The organism is Streptomyces sp. NBC_00012 (assembly GCF_045040875.1).
Classification (GTDB): Bacteria; Actinomycetota; Actinomycetes; order Streptomycetales; family Streptomycetaceae; genus Streptomyces.
Genome location: NZ_CP108309.1, coordinates 4,561,130 through 4,576,295, shown reverse-complemented (window position 1 = coordinate 4,576,295; position 15,166 = coordinate 4,561,130). Strand labels below are relative to the sequence as shown.

General features: G+C 71.1%; 17 protein-coding genes. 10 read left to right on the top strand and 7 right to left on the bottom strand.

Annotated features, from left to right (window positions below):
* The first annotated feature begins 400 nt into the window (after positions 1 to 400).
* On the top strand, positions 401 to 592 hold the full coding sequence (locus tag OHA19_RS21025) for a hypothetical protein (protein WP_405722189.1): 192 nt from the start codon (positions 401 to 403) through the stop codon (positions 590 to 592).
* 40 nt (positions 593 to 632) lie between these two features.
* Here OHA19_RS21025 and OHA19_RS21020 read toward each other — a convergent pair whose 3' ends face one another.
* Positions 633 to 815 carry a hypothetical protein gene (locus tag OHA19_RS21020; protein WP_405714410.1) on the bottom strand — a complete coding sequence of 61 codons (183 nt, stop codon included), beginning with the start codon at positions 813 to 815 and terminating at the stop codon, positions 633 to 635.
* A 689-nt stretch (positions 816 to 1,504) separates the two neighbouring features.
* On the opposite strand from OHA19_RS21020, the gene OHA19_RS21015 reads away from it, so the two are divergent.
* Both OHA19_RS21015 and OHA19_RS21010 read left to right on the top strand, forming a co-directional pair.
* On the top strand, positions 1,505 to 1,975 hold the full coding sequence (locus tag OHA19_RS21015) for a hypothetical protein (RefSeq protein ID WP_405714412.1): 471 nt from the start codon (positions 1,505 to 1,507) through the stop codon (positions 1,973 to 1,975).
* A 143-nt stretch (positions 1,976 to 2,118) separates the two neighbouring features.
* Positions 2,119 to 4,149: a hypothetical protein gene (locus tag OHA19_RS21010; protein ID WP_405714414.1), complete on the top strand. Its 2,031-nt coding sequence runs from the start codon at positions 2,119 to 2,121 to the stop codon at positions 4,147 to 4,149.
* A 29-nt stretch (positions 4,150 to 4,178) separates the two neighbouring features.
* On the opposite strand, the gene OHA19_RS21005 is transcribed toward OHA19_RS21010, so the two are convergent.
* From OHA19_RS21005 to OHA19_RS20995, 3 genes are read right to left on the bottom strand one after another with little or no spacing between them, the layout of a single operon-like run.
* The gene (locus OHA19_RS21005) at positions 4,179 to 4,589 is read right to left on the bottom strand and encodes a VOC family protein (protein WP_405714416.1); all 411 of its coding nucleotides are present in this window, start codon (positions 4,587 to 4,589) and stop codon (positions 4,179 to 4,181) included.
* Positions 4,496 to 5,173 (bottom strand): hypothetical protein, encoded by a 678-nt coding sequence (locus OHA19_RS21000; protein ID WP_405714418.1) that lies wholly within the window; start codon positions 5,171 to 5,173, stop codon positions 4,496 to 4,498. The genes OHA19_RS21005 and OHA19_RS21000 overlap by 94 nt, the downstream gene beginning before the upstream one ends.
* Positions 5,170 to 5,310 (bottom strand): DUF6126 family protein, encoded by a 141-nt coding sequence (locus OHA19_RS20995; RefSeq protein ID WP_362450296.1) that lies wholly within the window; start codon positions 5,308 to 5,310, stop codon positions 5,170 to 5,172. The genes OHA19_RS21000 and OHA19_RS20995 overlap by 4 nt, the downstream gene beginning before the upstream one ends.
* 172 nt (positions 5,311 to 5,482) lie before the next feature.
* On the opposite strand from OHA19_RS20995, the gene OHA19_RS20990 reads away from it, so the two are divergent.
* The 3 genes from OHA19_RS20990 to OHA19_RS20980 all read left to right on the top strand — a co-directional run bounded on the left by OHA19_RS20990 (position 5,483) and on the right by OHA19_RS20980 (position 7,803).
* Positions 5,483 to 6,580 carry an LLM class flavin-dependent oxidoreductase gene (locus tag OHA19_RS20990; RefSeq protein ID WP_405714421.1) on the top strand — a complete coding sequence of 366 codons (1,098 nt, stop codon included), beginning with the start codon at positions 5,483 to 5,485 and terminating at the stop codon, positions 6,578 to 6,580.
* Positions 6,581 to 6,603: 23 nt separating this feature from the next.
* Positions 6,604 to 7,257: an FMN reductase gene (locus tag OHA19_RS20985; RefSeq protein WP_405721638.1), complete on the top strand. Its 654-nt coding sequence runs from the start codon at positions 6,604 to 6,606 to the stop codon at positions 7,255 to 7,257.
* Positions 7,258 to 7,377: 120 nt separating this feature from the next.
* The gene (locus OHA19_RS20980) at positions 7,378 to 7,803 is read left to right on the top strand and encodes a universal stress protein (RefSeq protein WP_405714423.1); all 426 of its coding nucleotides are present in this window, start codon (positions 7,378 to 7,380) and stop codon (positions 7,801 to 7,803) included.
* A gap of 97 nt (positions 7,804 to 7,900) precedes the next feature.
* On the opposite strand, the gene OHA19_RS20975 is transcribed toward OHA19_RS20980, so the two are convergent.
* On the bottom strand, positions 7,901 to 8,311 hold the full coding sequence (locus OHA19_RS20975) for a hypothetical protein (RefSeq protein ID WP_405714425.1): 411 nt from the start codon (positions 8,309 to 8,311) through the stop codon (positions 7,901 to 7,903).
* A 117-nt stretch (positions 8,312 to 8,428) separates the two neighbouring features.
* On the opposite strand from OHA19_RS20975, the gene OHA19_RS20970 reads away from it, so the two are divergent.
* The 4 genes from OHA19_RS20970 to OHA19_RS20955 all read left to right on the top strand — a co-directional run bounded on the left by OHA19_RS20970 (position 8,429) and on the right by OHA19_RS20955 (position 12,695).
* Entirely contained in the window at positions 8,429 to 9,334 is a 906-nt protein-coding gene (locus OHA19_RS20970; RefSeq protein ID WP_405714427.1) for a hypothetical protein, read from the top strand.
* Positions 9,335 to 9,449: 115 nt separating this feature from the next.
* Positions 9,450 to 10,400 (top strand): NADP-dependent oxidoreductase, encoded by a 951-nt coding sequence (locus OHA19_RS20965; protein ID WP_405714429.1) that lies wholly within the window; start codon positions 9,450 to 9,452, stop codon positions 10,398 to 10,400.
* Between the two features lie 62 nt (positions 10,401 to 10,462).
* Positions 10,463 to 10,714, top strand: a complete 252-nt coding sequence (locus OHA19_RS20960; protein WP_405714431.1) for a DUF2630 family protein — start codon at positions 10,463 to 10,465, stop codon at positions 10,712 to 10,714.
* 22 nt (positions 10,715 to 10,736) lie between these two features.
* Positions 10,737 to 12,695: an FUSC family protein gene (locus tag OHA19_RS20955; RefSeq protein ID WP_405714433.1), complete on the top strand. Its 1,959-nt coding sequence runs from the start codon at positions 10,737 to 10,739 to the stop codon at positions 12,693 to 12,695.
* Positions 12,696 to 12,728: 33 nt separating this feature from the next.
* Here OHA19_RS20955 and OHA19_RS20950 read toward each other — a convergent pair whose 3' ends face one another.
* On the bottom strand, positions 12,729 to 13,130 hold the full coding sequence (locus OHA19_RS20950; RefSeq protein WP_405714435.1) for an RNA-binding S4 domain-containing protein: 402 nt from the start codon (positions 13,128 to 13,130) through the stop codon (positions 12,729 to 12,731).
* A gap of 61 nt (positions 13,131 to 13,191) precedes the next feature.
* The gene (locus OHA19_RS20945; RefSeq protein ID WP_405751127.1) at positions 13,192 to 14,826 is read right to left on the bottom strand and encodes a hypothetical protein; all 1,635 of its coding nucleotides are present in this window, start codon (positions 14,824 to 14,826) and stop codon (positions 13,192 to 13,194) included.
* Positions 14,827 to 15,166: the final 340 nt, after the last annotated feature.

The following is a 15,166-nucleotide window of genomic DNA, read 5'->3' as shown; positions in this document are numbered from 1 at the left end:
GCGATGCTGGTTGCGTGGAGGACGGCCCGCCGTGGTCACCGGCATCCGTACCCGTACGAGGGCAGAAAAAAGGGCCGTCCATATCGAACGGCCCTGATTCCGTGCAGAGGGGAGGTGGCCGCTCCTAGAAGGAGCGCCACCAGTTTCGGCACGGTACGGAGGTCATGGCCCGATGGTAACGGACCCGAACTCCGCCCACACGACCTTTCCGGGCCCGTGTCGTGCGCCGTACCCCCACCGGTCCGCCAACGCACCCACCAGCACCAGCCCCCGCCCGCCACACGCACCGGGCTCCGGCTCCGGGTGGGGAAGGCGCCCGCCACCGTTCTCCGGAATGATCTTTATGCCTGATATGCACCTTTGGGGTTGCGGTCGGACCGACGTATCAAGTGAGTCGAGAGTGACGCACGACGTTGGCGCACGGGCGGTGGAACCCACGGACATGGCTGCGGCCGATCAACAGTGCTCCATCCGCGCGAACAGCGACGATCCGGCCGAGCAGTTGACGTGGCGCCGGCTGATCGCTCAGCACGCCGACCGGCAGCTCGACGTCCAACGGTGCGCGTACGTCGCCAAGTTCGCGACGCCCTGACGCCCCCCACCCCGCTCCGTCTCCAGCCGCATCCTGCGGCTCAGGCGGCGGGCGCCGGTGCGAAGTCCTCCAGCAGCCGCGGCGGAGGTCCCTGGGTCCACACCACGCACAGCGACGAGGTGGAGATCCGCCAGCCGTCGGCCGTCCGGACCAGCTCGGTGTCGGCATGGCCGGCGGAGACGAAGAGGCCGCCCGAGCCGTCCGCCAGGACGTGGGTGCTCAACTGGGCGCCGCGGGCGGTGGCCCGGTCCCCGGTCCATCAGGTCGGTGATCTCGGCCCGGTCGGTCAGTGCGCGCAACTGCCGCTGCATCTCTACGGTGTTCATGACAGACGACTTCTGCCTCAAGCGCGCTTGAGGTCAAGGCACTTGCCGCATATCCGGCCGTACAGAGCCAGGACCAGCTCACCGGCCATGGCCCGGAGGGCGGCGTCGGCACCGGTGGCGGGCACCTCGTCGGGTGCGGGGAGGCGGGTGGCCCGTACGCCGTCGGCGGTGAGCGCGAGGTACCAGGAGCGGCCCTCGGTGGCGTGGTACTCGACGACGTCGGGCTCGTGCGGTCAGGCCTACGGCCCCGCGCAGCAGGTGGACAGGAACTCGTCGAACAACGGGTCCGGTGCACCGAGGCGGCAAAGGACGGCGGGCGGCGGCTGCGCCATGCGTACGCACCTGCCGCCGCTCGCGGTGGTGAGCCCCGCCGAAGGGGTTCACGATGGAGAGAGCGGCGGATCACGAACCAAGTGATGATCACGCGCACGGAATGGTCATCGTCATGAAATTGTCAGCGACCCCCGCTGCTTGCGCTGGTGCCCCTGCCTGGGCTTCACGAGCGGACGATCGCTGAGTGTGCCCGGCGGACCGGCTGCTCGCAGACCAGTCGGCCGCAGGGGCTGCCGGGCCGAGGTAGATCCTGATGATTACAGAGGCTGAACTGCTCAAGACCGACGATCAGCAGCTCGACGAGCTGTTTCGCAAGAGTCCGGCCGGTGAGATCCCCAGAGGACCGATGGAGGGCCTGGCCGTCTTCCCGCAGGCAGGTCCGGCGGGGGCGCGGCTGCTGGCCGGTCTGGTGCGTCTGACCGCGTGGCGAGGCAAGGTCTTCAGCGCGGACGGTTACCTCAGCAATCGGCTCTCGCCGATGGACATCCTGTCCATCGTCGCCATGGTCGGGTTCGGGCCGAGCCGTCTGGACGACCAGGAGTGCGTCGTCATCGACTACTCCCACACGTCCCTGGTGTGCGGAGGCGTACGCGACGAGCTCCGCCAGGTCGGCCCTCATCTGTACCTGGGCCTGATCTGGCTGGCCGGCCACAAGATCGGATGGTTCACGCTGCGCGCCCCGGACAACGGCAACGCACAGGACCCCTCGCGCCGGGACGAATGACGCTCCGATCACGCTCACACCGAGTGCCCGCCGCCGGCAGTGGCTCTCCCTGTGAACGCTCCGCAGGACCGTCAGCGCGTCGGACTCCCGTTCCGAGGACGGGGTTCCGCGGCGCGCGTCGGCATGACGAAAGGGCCGCGATCTTGTTCTCCCCCATCATCCGCCCCCGCAGAGCGACGCCCCGGTCTTCGCGCCGCACGTACCGCACGTACCGCACCGGACTCTCCCGGCATCGCTCAGGCACCGCCCTCGCCGCATCGGCCACCATGGCACTGGCCCTGACGGGACTGCCCGCCGCCACTCCCCCCGGCGCGCCGGCCCCGTTGTACGGAACGGTCACCAGCGCGGGAAGGCCGCTGTCCCACGCCGATGTCACCCTCTTCACCGGAGACCGGCAAGGCGTCCGGGAACTGGGACACTCCACGACCGACGCCAATGGCGTCTTCCGGATCCAGCCCGGCCAGTCCACGGGCTCCGTGCTGTACGTCGACGCCACGCCCACGGGCGACCGGTCGTTGCATCTGCGCTCCGTCGCGGGAGTCGGCTCCGGCGGCGGCGTGCCGCAGCGCTCCGAATCCGCCGTCACGGTCAATGAGTTCACCACCGTCGCCGCCACCTACGCACTGGCCCAGTTCACCGACCAGCACGGCGTAGCCGGGCCGAGCCCAGGCCTGGAGAACGCCGCGGCCACGTCCTACAACCTCGCCGACCCGGTCTCGGGACGGCCCGGCAAGGTCGTCACCGACCAGAACAACGGCAACAAGAACGACACCCGGGCCACCCTCAACACCCTGGCCAACCTCATCTCGCTCTGCGCGCCGGGAGCGGACACCGGGCTGTGCCACGACATGCTGCGCCTGGCCACACCGCAGCGCGGCAGCACTCCGGCGGACACGACGCAAGCAGTGCTCAACCTCGCCCGCAATCCGGAACTGGCCACCGGCAGCCTGCATGCCCTTGCCGGGCAGGCACACACCTACGGCCCCGCACTCACCACGGCACCGACGGCCTGGGTCCTGGCCCTGCACTACACCGCGCCCGAGGTCTACGCCCCCGGACGTCTCGCCATCGATGCCCGGGGCAACGTCTGGGCCACCAACAACTGGCTGCCCGGGACACGGGACCCGAGCCCCTACGTCACCGTGCAGGACCCGGTCGGCAACCCCACCCTGAACAGCCCCATCAGCGGCGGCGGCATGAAGGCAGGCGCCTGGGGCATCGCCATCGACCACCAGGGATCCGTCTGGGCGCCCAGCTACGGCGGCGATGCCATGGCGAAGTACTCGGCGACCGGAAAGCCGCTGTCGCCCAGTACAGGATTCAAGGACGGCGGCCTGAACCACCCGCAGGGCACGGCCGTCGACCAGAAGGGCAATGTCTGGATCGCGAACTTCTACGGCCTGAAAGGCAACCGCGGCCAGGGAAGCGTGATCGTCTACCCTCACGGCGACCCCTCGAAGGCGATCACCATCACCGGCGGTGGCCTCGACCACCCGTTCGCCATCCAGATCGACGGCCACGGCCGGGCCTGGGTCTCCAACGCCCGCTTCAACGGGGCGGAACTCATGGGCACCCGCGCGCCCAAGGGTCATGCGGGCGGCAGCGTCACTGTGGTCGGCCCCGACTTCAGGCCGACCTCCTTCTCCCCCATCAAGGACGCCTCGCTGGACTGGCCGCTCACACTCGCCGTCGACTCCCGGAACAACGTCTGGGTACCCAATTTCGTCAGCAACTCGATCACCGAGATCGGGCCGAACGGAACCATCACAGGCGTATACGAACTCCCCACGACCATCGCCCCCTGGTCCATAGCCATCGACGGATCCGACCGCGTGTGGGTCGCCGGCTTCGGTGCCCCCTCCGTCTCCGTCCTGTGCGGCGTGAACACCGGCGCATGCCCGCCCGGCTCCTCCACGGGCTCCGTGCTGTCACCGCCCGACGGCTACCGCAGCGAATCCATCCAGCACCTCACCGCCGTCCAGCTCGACCAGTCCGGCAACGTCTGGCTGGCCAATAACTGGTCCAGGCTCGTCCCACCCACCGGCGGCACCGGCCTGGTCGAACTCATCGGAGCCGCCACCCCCGTCTGCACCCCCTTGCAGCCTCTGCCGGCCCGCCCGGCATCCACCGGCGCAACCGCCTGCCCCACCCAGACCGGCACGCAGAGCAAGTGACGAAGGTCCGGGCGGCCCCCGCTGCTCCGTCAGGCGTTGCTCCACCCGCGCCGGCACAGGACGAGGCGGTACCCGTCCGGGTCCTCCACGGTGACGCCCCACTCGTTCCAGTACGGGTTCGGCGACGGGACCCGCTTGCCGCCGTGCTCCTCCAGACGGTCCACCATCTCCTCCGGCACCGAACCGTCGAGATAGAGGACGAGCAGGTCCTCGTCGGTGGGGCGGGGGGCGGTGGGGTGGTCGCCGCCGTGGACCAGTTCGAGGTGCCAGGGGGCATCGGGGTGGCCCACCATCAGGAGGTCGTGGGTGCCGGGTGCCCGCTCGGCTCCGGCGCGGTACAGGACGTTCAGCCCGAGGCCGTCCGCCCAGAAGCGTTCGGCTGCGGCCAGGTCCCGGGACGGGCGGGCGATGCGGATGTGGGTCTGTCCGGTGAACGGCACGGCGGGGCTCCTGACCGACGGCGGCACGCCTTGCGCGTACCCGGCCCGCAGCGTAGGCGGACGCAGTACCGGCCCGCATCGGTCCCGGGGCGGGCCGCCCGCCGCCTGCCGTCCTGCAACTGCCCCAGCGCCTCGTCGAACGCCTTGCTCCAGCCCGCCTCCGGGCCCCGGTTGTCCTCCGCCCTCGACAGGAGGAGGCCCCTGGCGGGCACACCGGCCGCCGCGTAGGCGGCGAGCTTGTGGTGGCCGTCCAGGACGGCGGCCACCAGGAAACGTTCGGGGTGCTCGGCCCGCACGTAGATGTCCTCGACCCAGGCCAGGGCCAGGGCGGCGGGGCGGTGGCCTGCCGTGACGGCCGAGGTGTACCGGGTCGCCGTGTCCGCGTCGAGGGCTTCCAGCGGCTGGGACGGGAGCAGTGCGCCGTACGTCGGGGTCTCGCCGGGGATGCGGTCGCGCAGCTGGAAGTGGGCGGTGCCCGGCCAGGGCGGACAGAGCGCTCCAGACGTCGTCCGCCGCGAGCACCGCGTCCAGGCGCGCCCCTGTGGTGCTGTCCATGTCCCCCACCCCGACCCCGCGCACTTCACTTCTTGGCGTGCTCGCCGACGTAGAACAGGATCCAGATGAAGCCCGCGAAGAGGTGCGTGGCGAAGACGTAGACGAAGACGCGCAGCGCCACGCCGCGCTCCTTCCAGCGCTCGCTCTCGCCGCCGTTCCCGCTCACGGTCCCGCCTTCGTCCGGGCGCGGCCGGTGCCCCGGTCCGCGCGTCCGGTCCAGGGTACGCACCGGTCCGGCACTGCCTCGGGGACCACGGAATAGGTCAGGGGGGTGTTCCGTTGTAGGGTGCGTTCAGATAGTTCAAGGTTCAACCAATCTGTTTCTGGAGGCGGGCGCCATGCAGTTCGGGATCTTCACCGTCGGGGACGTCACCACCGACCCCACGACCGGCCGGACGCCGAGCGAGCACGAGCGGATCAAGGCCACGATCGCCATCGCCCAGAAGGCCGAGGAGGTCGGCCTGGACGTCTTCGCGACCGGCGAGCACCACAACCCGCCGTTCGTCCCGTCCTCGCCGACGACCACGCTCGGCTACATCGCCGCCCGCACCGAGAACCTGATCCTGTCCACGTCCACGACGCTGATCACCACCAACGACCCGGTGAAGATCGCCGAGGACTACGCGACGCTCCAGCACCTCGCGGACGGCCGCGTCGACCTGATGATGGGCCGCGGCAACACCGGCCCGGTCTACCCCTGGTTCGGCAAGGACATCCGGCAGGGCATCCCGCTCGCCATCGAGAACTACGCCCTGCTGCACAAGCTGTGGCGCGAGGACGTCGTCGACTGGGAGGGCAAGTTCCGTACGCCGCTGCAGTCCTTCACCGCGACCCCGCGCCCGCTGGACGGCGTCCCGCCGTTCGTCTGGCACGGCTCGATCCGCTCGCCGGAGATCGCCGAGCAGGCCGCGTACTACGGTGACGGCTTCTTCCACAACAACATCTTCTGGCCCATCGAGCACACCAAGAAGATGGTGAACCTGTACCGGCAGCGGTACGCGCACTACGGGCACGGCACCGCCGAGCAGGCCATCGTCGGCCTCGGCGGCCAGGTGTTCATGCGGAAGAACTCGCAGGACGCGGTACGGGAGTTCCGCCCGTACTTCGACAACGCACCGGTCTACGGGCACGGCCCCTCGATGGAGGACTTCACCCAGCAGACCCCGCTGACCGTCGGCTCCCCGCAGGAGGTCATCGAGCGGACCCTGTCCTTCCGGGATGCCGTCGGCGACTACCAGCGCCAGCTGTTCCTGATGGACCACGCGGGGCTGCCGCTGAAGACGGTCCTGGAGCAGCTCGACATCCTCGGCGAGGAGGTCGTCCCGGTGCTGCGCAAGGAGTTCGCCGCACTGCGCCCGGCCGGGGTCCCCGACTCCGCGCCCGTCCACCCGGCCGTCGCCGCCCGCACCGCCACTGCCGCCACGAAGGAGGCCTGACCACCGTGTCCACCACGTCCGGCGTGTTCGCCACCGAGCCCCTGCGCATCGTCGCCGTGTCGGCCGGGCTGAGCAGCCCGTCCTCGACCCGGCTGCTGGCCGAGCGGCTGGCCGGCGCCGCCCGTGAGCGGCTGCTGACCGAGCAGGACCGCACGGTCGAGGTCCGGGTGATCGAACTGCGTGAGCTGGCCGTCGACATCGCCAACCACCTGGTCACCGGCTTCCCGCCGGCCGCCCTGGACGAGGCGATCAAGGAGGTGACGGAGGCGGACGGCCTGATCGCCGTCTCGCCCGTTTTCACCGCCTCGTACAGCGGGCTGTTCAAGTCGTTCTTCGACCTGATCGACAACACGGCGCTGACCGGCAAGCCGGTCGTCATCGCGGCGACCGGCGGCACCGCCCGTCACTCGCTGGTCCTGGAGCACGCGATGCGTCCGCTCTTCGCCTACCTGCGGGCCACCGTCGTACCGACGTCCGTGTACGCGGCGTCGGAGGACTGGGGCTCGTCCGGCGACGAGTACACCGACGGGCTGCCGTCCCGCATCCGGCGGGCGGGCGGCGAGCTCGCGGCCATGATCACGGGCGGCCGGGCGGCGTCCAATGCGCGGCGGACGCTCGGGCTGGACGACGAGGTGGTGCCGTTCGAGCAGCAGCTCGCCGACCTCCGCCTGGACTGAGGACCCGCCGTCCGCAGCCCTGTCCGGTTTGATTAGAGTTGGAACGAAAGATGTGCCGTACGGGATTTCCAGTACGTACGGCACCTCTGCGCACTGAGCCGAAACGAGCTGGAGGCAGAGATGGGCAGGATCGTGGTGGGCGTGGACGGCTCCGAGTCGTCGGTCAAGGCGCTGCACTGGGCGGTACGCCAGGCGGAGCTGACCGGTGACACGGTGGAGGCGGTCAACAGCTGGGAGTACCCCGCGACGAGCTGGGCGTCGATGATGCCCGGCATGCCGGAGGACTTCGACCCGCAGGCCCTGGCGACCGTGGCCCTCAACGAGACGCTGGAGGAGGCCCTGGGCGCCGAGGGCGCCGCGGCGGTCAGCAAGATCGTGGTGATCGGCAACCCGGCCCAGGCCCTGCTGGACCGCGCCAAGGGGGCGAACCTGCTGGTCGTCGGGGCGCGCGGCTACAGCGGCTTCAAGGCGACCCTGCTCGGCTCGGTCAGCCTCCATGTCACCCAGCACGCGCCGTGCCCGGTGACGGTCGTACGCGACGCGTGACCGGTCGGGCGTGAGACAGGGCAGGGCGGGCCCGCACGAACGTGTGCGGGCCCGCCCTGCCGCGTGCAGGACCGAGGTCAGGGACGCGCCGGGCGGCTCACGTCTTCTCGTGCGTGTAGTAGATGTAGAACGTGCTGATGAACATCCCGAGGCCGACCGACAGCCCCAGCGCGGAGGACCGCAGCACACTCGAATCGGTCAGCCCGACCAGCAGGCCGATCGCCGCCGCGGTCAGCGCACCGTAGGCAGTCGCCCGCACCAGGGGCAGCATGGTGTGCTGGATCCGGCCCAGTGCGAAGCACAGGACGGCGAGCACCACCGCCGTGATCAGGCCGTACCAGAACTGCCGGTAGCCGGTCGCGCCGTTGTTGCGGAGGATGAACGAGGCGTAGAGGCCGTACGCCGCGCCCAGCGTGACGGGGATCGCCCAGGAGCTCGTGCCGTGCCCGCGTGCGTGTGACCTCGACCGGGTCCGTCCGCGGGTCGGCATAGCCGCGTGTGTGGACATGCGGGGTTCTCCTTCCGTGGCTCCATTCCTTCCAGGGCACACCCGGCCGCGCCGCCCGGCAACTCGGATGGCGTACGGCCCGGGGCGCGCCGCCCGCGCGCGGGATTCCCTGGGAGGGTGCGGACATATATCTCGGCGGCTCTCTCGGCGGTACTGGTGGTGCTGCTCGCCGTCCTGGTGCCGGTCGGCGCGCTGTCCGCCTGGGTGGACCTGGAGATCGACAACACGGACCGTTATGTCGACGCGGTGGCCCCGCTCGCCTCCGACCCCGATGTGCAGAGCACCGTCACCGACCTCATCACCGACGGGGCGATGAAACAGATCGAAGCCGGGCCCCTCCAGGACACCGTGCGGGACTTCCTGCGCCAGGCGGTGCTGTCGTTCACCACCACCGACGCCTTCCAGGACGCCTGGAACGCCGCCAACCGCACCGCCCACGAGGCCGTCACCGCCGCCCTGGACGGCAACACCGGCGAGGCCGTGACCATCGATCTGGCCCCGGTGACCGAACGGGTCAAACAGAATCTGCAGGAGAACGGCGTGCCGTTCGCCGACCGGATCCCGGTCCAGCACACCGACATCACGCTCATCTCCGCCGACCGCGCCGACCAGTTGCGCCAGACCTTCCGCCTGCTGCGGACCGGCAGCATCTGGCCGGCCGTGGCCACGCTCGTGGTCGCCGTCCTGGCCGTGGCCGTGGCCTGGCTGCGCGGCGGCGGCCCGGGGCGCAGGCGCTCGTTGCCCGCCGCACTGTCGGCCACCGCCGTGGCCGGGCTCGGCTTCGCGCTCGGGGCGCTGGTGCTGCGCGCGGTGCTCGCGTACACCCGCGACCGGGTGCTGTCCGAGGTGCCGGACAGCGAGACGGCGGGGGCGGCGGCGGTGTACGACGCGCTGACGGGCTCGCTGCGCACGACGGTGTGGACCGTGTTCGCCGTGGGGCTGGCGGTGGCCCTGTGCACGGGGCTGGTACGGCTGCGGGTGGGCCGGGGAGGGGCGGGACGGCCGGGTCCGGGCACGGGATGACCCGACCCGCGGGGGCTTGTGCGGGGCCTCTCCCGCTCGACGTGCGGCGGCGGGCGGGCCGGGGAAGAGTGGTTCCCATGACTGCCGGATCGGGGGCGACTGGGAGGTCTTCCGCATGCGAGCCATAGCCGTCGGCGCGTTCCGGGCCGACCCAGCACTGGTGGAGATGGCCAAGCCCGAACCCGAGGCCGGGGAGGTACGGGTCAGGATCGAGTACGCCGCGCTCAATCCGTCCGACTGGCAGACCGCACAGGGCGCCCCGGACGACGGACCGGCACCGCGCGTGTTCCCGATGGTCGTCGGGGTGGACTTCGCGGGCCGGGTCGACATGATCGGCAGCGGCGAGAACCGGTTCCGGGTCGGCGACCCGGTCTTCGGCCGGGTGTCCCGGCCGAACGCGGCCGGCGGCGGCACGTACTGCGACTACGTGTCCGTGCCGCAGGACTCCGCCATCACCGTCGTGCCGCCCGGCCTCCCCCTGCGGGCCGCGGCCGCGCTTCCCTCCGCCGGGATGGCGGCCGCCCAGATCCTGGAGATCGCGGCGTTCCGCGGCCACGAGAGCCTGTTGGTCATCGGTGCGGCGGGCGGCGTCGGCAGCTATCTGACCCAGCTCGCCTCCGCCCGCGACGTACGCGTGATCGCCGCCGTGCGCGGCGACGAACGCACGCGGATGACGGAGCTGGGCGCCACCGTCACGATCGACATCACCGACCGGCCGCTGGAAGCGGCGGTACGGGAGAGCTGCCCGGACGGCGTCGACGCACTGGTCGACCTGGTCTCCACCACCCCGGAGTCCTTCGCCGGACACGCCGCCCCGGTGCGCGGCGGCGGCATCGCCCTCACCACGCGGGGCGTCGCCGCCGGGGCCGGCCTGCCCCCGGGCGTGACCGGTATCGACTTCCGGCTCGAACCCACCCCGGTCCTGCTCGACGTCCTGGCCGCGGGCGCCGCCGAAGGCGTACTGCGGGTGCCCGTCGACATCGAACTCCCGCTGGAGAAGGCCCCGCAGGCCCTGGACCGGAACCGGACGGGCGGCGCACGCGGCAAGACCGTCATCGTGCTCTGAGCCCCCGCCCGCTGCCCGCTGCCCGCTGCCCGCTGCCCGCTGCCCGCCACGAAGGAGACGTCATGGACGACCGGGAACACGACATCATCGACGAGATCGGCGGACTCATCTCCGAGGAACGGAGCCTGCGCGACCGCTCCACCCGGGAAATGGGCCTCAGCGAGGAGGAGAAGTCACGGCTGCGTACCGTTGAGGTACGCCTCGACCAGTGCTGGGACCTGATGCGACAGCGCCGGGCGCTGAGAGAATTCGGCGAGGATCCGTCCGCGGCACAGGTCCGGCCCGCCGACGAGGTCGAGGGCTACCGGAGCTGAACGCACGACCCAGGGGGACGCCTTGACCGACACGGAGGCCGGATCCGGACGGCGGCGGACGGCGCCACCCCCCTGGCTGCTGAGCGGACTGCGCCCGCAGCCGTCCACGCCCATCGCCTGGGCGGCGGTCGCCCGCGCCTCCGTCGCCCTGGCGACGCCGCTCGCCGTCGGCTTCGCGCTGGACCGCCCGGCGTACGGCGCGCTCGTCTCCATGGGCGCGCTCTCCGGCGTCATCGGCGACACCGCCGACGCGTACCGGATGCGGATACTCAACATCGCCGTGCCACAGCTCTTCGGCGCGCTCGGCATCATGCTCGGCACGCTGGTGTACGGAACGGGCTGGGGGGCCGTCGCCGCGCTGACGCTGGTCGGCCTGGTCTCCGGGATGATGTCGACGATCGGCGCGGTCGCCTCGGTATCCGGGCTGCTGCTCCTGCTCAACGCGGTGGTCGGCGCCGGGCTCCCGATGCCCCAGCCCTGGTGGGTGGCGCCGCTGCTGCTCACGGTCGGCGGCCTGTTCGTGCTCACCCTGACCCTGCTGGCCTGGCCGCTGCGGCGGAAGCTTCCGGAGCGGGTCGCGGTCGCGGGCACCTATCTCGCGGCCGCCGACCTGCTCGCCGCCGCGGGCACCGACGCGTACGAGGAGCGGCGCCAGGCCGTCACCCAGTCCCTCAACACGTCCTACGACCTGATCCTGGCCCGCCGGGCCCGCTACCACGGCCGCAGCAACGCCATGGTGCGGCTGCTCGCCCAGCTCAACGTGGTCATCCCGCTCGTCGAGGCGGCCCCCGCCGTCCATGTGCGCCGGCTCACCCTCCCGGACGAGATCCCGGCGGCGGTACGCGAACTGGCCGTCGCCGTCGAGGAGAGCCGCACCGGCCGCCCCGAACTCACCCTGCCCGCACCTGACTCACCCGCCACCCGGGCGGTGGACAGCGCCCTGCGGCACGCGGCGGTCGTGGTGCACAAGGCCGACCCCGACCCGTACAACGTCGACGACCGGCTCGGCCGCCCCGCCGTGCTCGGGGTACGGATCCGCCGGGCCACCCGCGACGTGCTGCTCTCCGGGGCCTCCTGGCGGTACGGGCTGCGCCTCGCCCTCTGCATCGGCCTGGCCCAGGCGCTGACCTCGCTGATCCCGGTGCCGCGCTCCTACTGGGTGGCGCTGACCGTCACGTTCGTCCTCAAGCCGGACTTCGGCTCGGTGTTCTCACGGGCCGTGCTGCGTTCGGTGGGCACGGCCGCCGGGCTCGTGATCGCCGCACCGGTGCTCGCCGCGGTGCCGATCGGCTGGTGGGACGTGCCGGTGATGGTGGTGCTCGCCGCGCTGATCCCGGCGCTCACCGCGAAGGGCTACGCCTTCCAGACCGCGGCCATCACCCCGGTCATCCTGCTCCTGTCCGACCTGCTGAACCACCAGGGCTTCCACCTGGTCTGGCCGCGCTTCCTGGACAGCCTGATCGGCTGCGCCATCGTGCTGGTGGCGGGCTATCTGCTGTGGCCGGAGAGCTGGCACGTACGGATCGGCCACCGGCTCGCGGACGCGGTGGCGGACACCGCCGACTACGTGGCGTGCGCCTTCGATCCCGGCGGCTCCGGCGACCGGGCGGAGCGGGTGCGGGCCCGGCGCCGGATCTACCGCGACCTGTCGGTCGTACGTTCCGAATTCCAGCGCGCCCTGACGGAACCGCCCCCGGTCGGCACCCGGGCCGCGGCGTGGTGGCCGCTGGTCGTCGCGGTCGAACGCATCGTGGACGCGACGACGGCGGCCCGGGTCCGGGTCAACCACGGAGCACCCGAGCCGCCGCCGGCCGAGGTCGCGGAGGTCCGGCGGCAGCTGCGGGAGCTGGCCGAGGGGATACGGGCCAGCGAGGTCCTGGTGGAGGTGCGCACCGAGCTTCCGGGCGACGAGGAGGGCGTACTGGCTCCGCTGCGCCAGGAGGTGGCGGCGGCCCGCGCGATCGCATCGCCCCAGCCGTAGGACCGGCCCGGGGCCGGTCAGCGGGTGGGGCGGTCAGCCGGTGGGGCCGGGCCCCCGGAGCCGTTCCATGTCGCGCCGGTCCCGCTTCGTCGGCCGGCCCGTGCCCCGGTCCCGTACCGGAACCTGGATCGCCGCCTCGCGCGGCGGCGGGGGCGGGCTGTTGTCGATGAAGCACTCCGCCGCCACCGGAGGTCCGACCCGCTTCTTGACGATCTTCGACACGACCACGATCCGGTCGCGTCCGGCGTGCCGGAGCCGTACCTCGTCGCCGACGCGCAGCGCCTGGGCGGGCTTGGCGCGCTCGCCGGCGACCTTCACATGACCCGCGCGGCAGGCGGCAGCGGCCTGCGAACGGGTCTTCGTCAGCCGGACCGACCAGATCCAGACGTCGACCCGAACGCTGCCCTCCGCCTGCGGCGCCTCACCGGAAACCATGTGTCCGACTCTAAGGGCTGTCCCATGAGCCGTCATGGGCTTCGGGGTCAGGTCATGGGCATCAGCCGAAGTCGCTGATCACTTCGGACATGTTGTAGCTGTACACCTCGCGCTTGCACGCCCCGCACCTGCTCGGCGCGTGCTCGCTCAGCGACCACAGCTGCGGCGCGAAGCCGTCGCCGCGCCCGTGCGCGAGGTAGAGGTCCTCGGGCCCGAACGCCGATTCCAGCGTCTTCGCGTTGCCGACGAGCTGGGACGTTCCGCCGACCGTGCCCGGCGTGGCCTGGAGCAGCCGGCCGTTGTCGTAGCCGTTGCTGCGGTGGAAGTACCACTTGCCCTCGTACCGGGTGACCCCCTGGATCTTGTGCCAAAGCGCCTCGCTGTTGAACGTGGCGCCGGTCGGCAGACCGTAGGCCAGGTCGGCGGAGGCGGCCGTGCCGGTGGCGCCCTCGACGGCGGCGGTCAGCTCGGTCATCGGGTACGTGCCGACGCGGCCGGGGCTCGTGCCGCCGTTGTTGGTGTTGCAGTACTCGCCGAGGACCATGTGGTCGGTGTCGGTGCGGTCCAGCGAGATGTACGAGGCCTTCGGGCGGCCGGTGGCGTAGCACTGGTTACCGCTGGTGGTCCCGCCGTTCTTCGCCGTGGTGAACTCCAGCGTGGCGATCTGCGGCATGACGTAGCGGTAGCCGTAGCCGTACCAGACGTTGCTCTGCCGGCCGATCCGCTTCTTGTCCACGACATTGCTGACCAGCCCGTCCGGCGTCGGGTCGTCGGCGTCGGCCTTGTTGTCCGGGTTGAGGTCCATGATCTTGCGCAGGTCGAAGACCCGCATGCCGTTGGCGGTGTCGGCTACGTACAGGTAGTTGCCGTACCAGACCATCCCACCGGCGTGGATGCCGTTCTGCGCGGCACAGGAGGACGTCACCTCGGTGGTGCACTTGCCCTCGCTGGCGTGGAGCGCGTCGAAGGAGATGTGGTCCTTGGAGTTCAGGTACGGCCAGACCAGCAGCACATGGCGGTACATCTTGGTCGCCTGGTTGAAGAAGCTGACCCGGATGCCCTTTTCGTTGCAGGCGTCCGACGCGGAGTCCTGGACGCAGTTGTCGCGGTCCTTGGCGTAGTTGCTGCGGCCCGGGTTCTCCGCGTCGTAACCGGCCACGGCGATCGGCTCGGCGTTGGACGTGCCCCAGTCCTCGTCCTCCTGCGCGTCCGAGACACCGGTGATGGCCTGCGGCACCCACTCCGAGGAGGTGGCGTCGTCACTCTGCCAGCAGACACGGTGGTTGACCGCCAGATCGGAACCGTAGATTCCGGTGGTTCCGCAGGCGCCCTCCCAGTCGGAGGGCCGGTTGGCCTGCTCCATCAGCTCGGTGAGGCCCTGCTTGGGCAGCGCGGCGTCCAGTTTCGTGACGAGACCGGAAATATCGGCGCCCTTCGCCAGCTTGAAGTCGGCGGGCCGGCCGGGGACGGGGGCGGCGGCGGCCGGAGCGGAGGCGCGCGGGGTGGCCGAAGCCGCTGCGGCACCGGTTCCGGTTCCGGTGAAGTCGTCCTGCTCACCCTCGGATTCGTGGTCGAACCCGTCGTCCGGCATTCCCTCGTTGCCCGCTGCGGGGTCGGCGGCGGCCCGCACCGAGGACGGCGGGGCGGCGGCCGGAGCGGCGGCGGCACCGACTGCGGGGACAAGGCCGGAAAGCATCGCACCCGCCGCAACCGCACAGATGGCAAAGCGTGTTCTACGGATTGGTTTTCCCATGCGTAAACCCATCTTGACAACGTGGCCGAACAACGGACAACGGCGTGCCTGACTTCGCGTCAGACACACCGTCCGTTCACGTTAACGAGGCAACTCGGGACCGGGGTGCGCACATTTGGACGACGCACATCAGGCCCGCACGACATGGGCAAAGGACTCGTTCGGGGCTCGGTTGCAGCTCAGTTCCCACACGGGCGGGCCGCACCACCGAAGGGCCGGATCCGGCCGCTAACCTTACGTATCCGCCCTGGCCAGGGATCAATTCCCACAGGTCGGACATTTC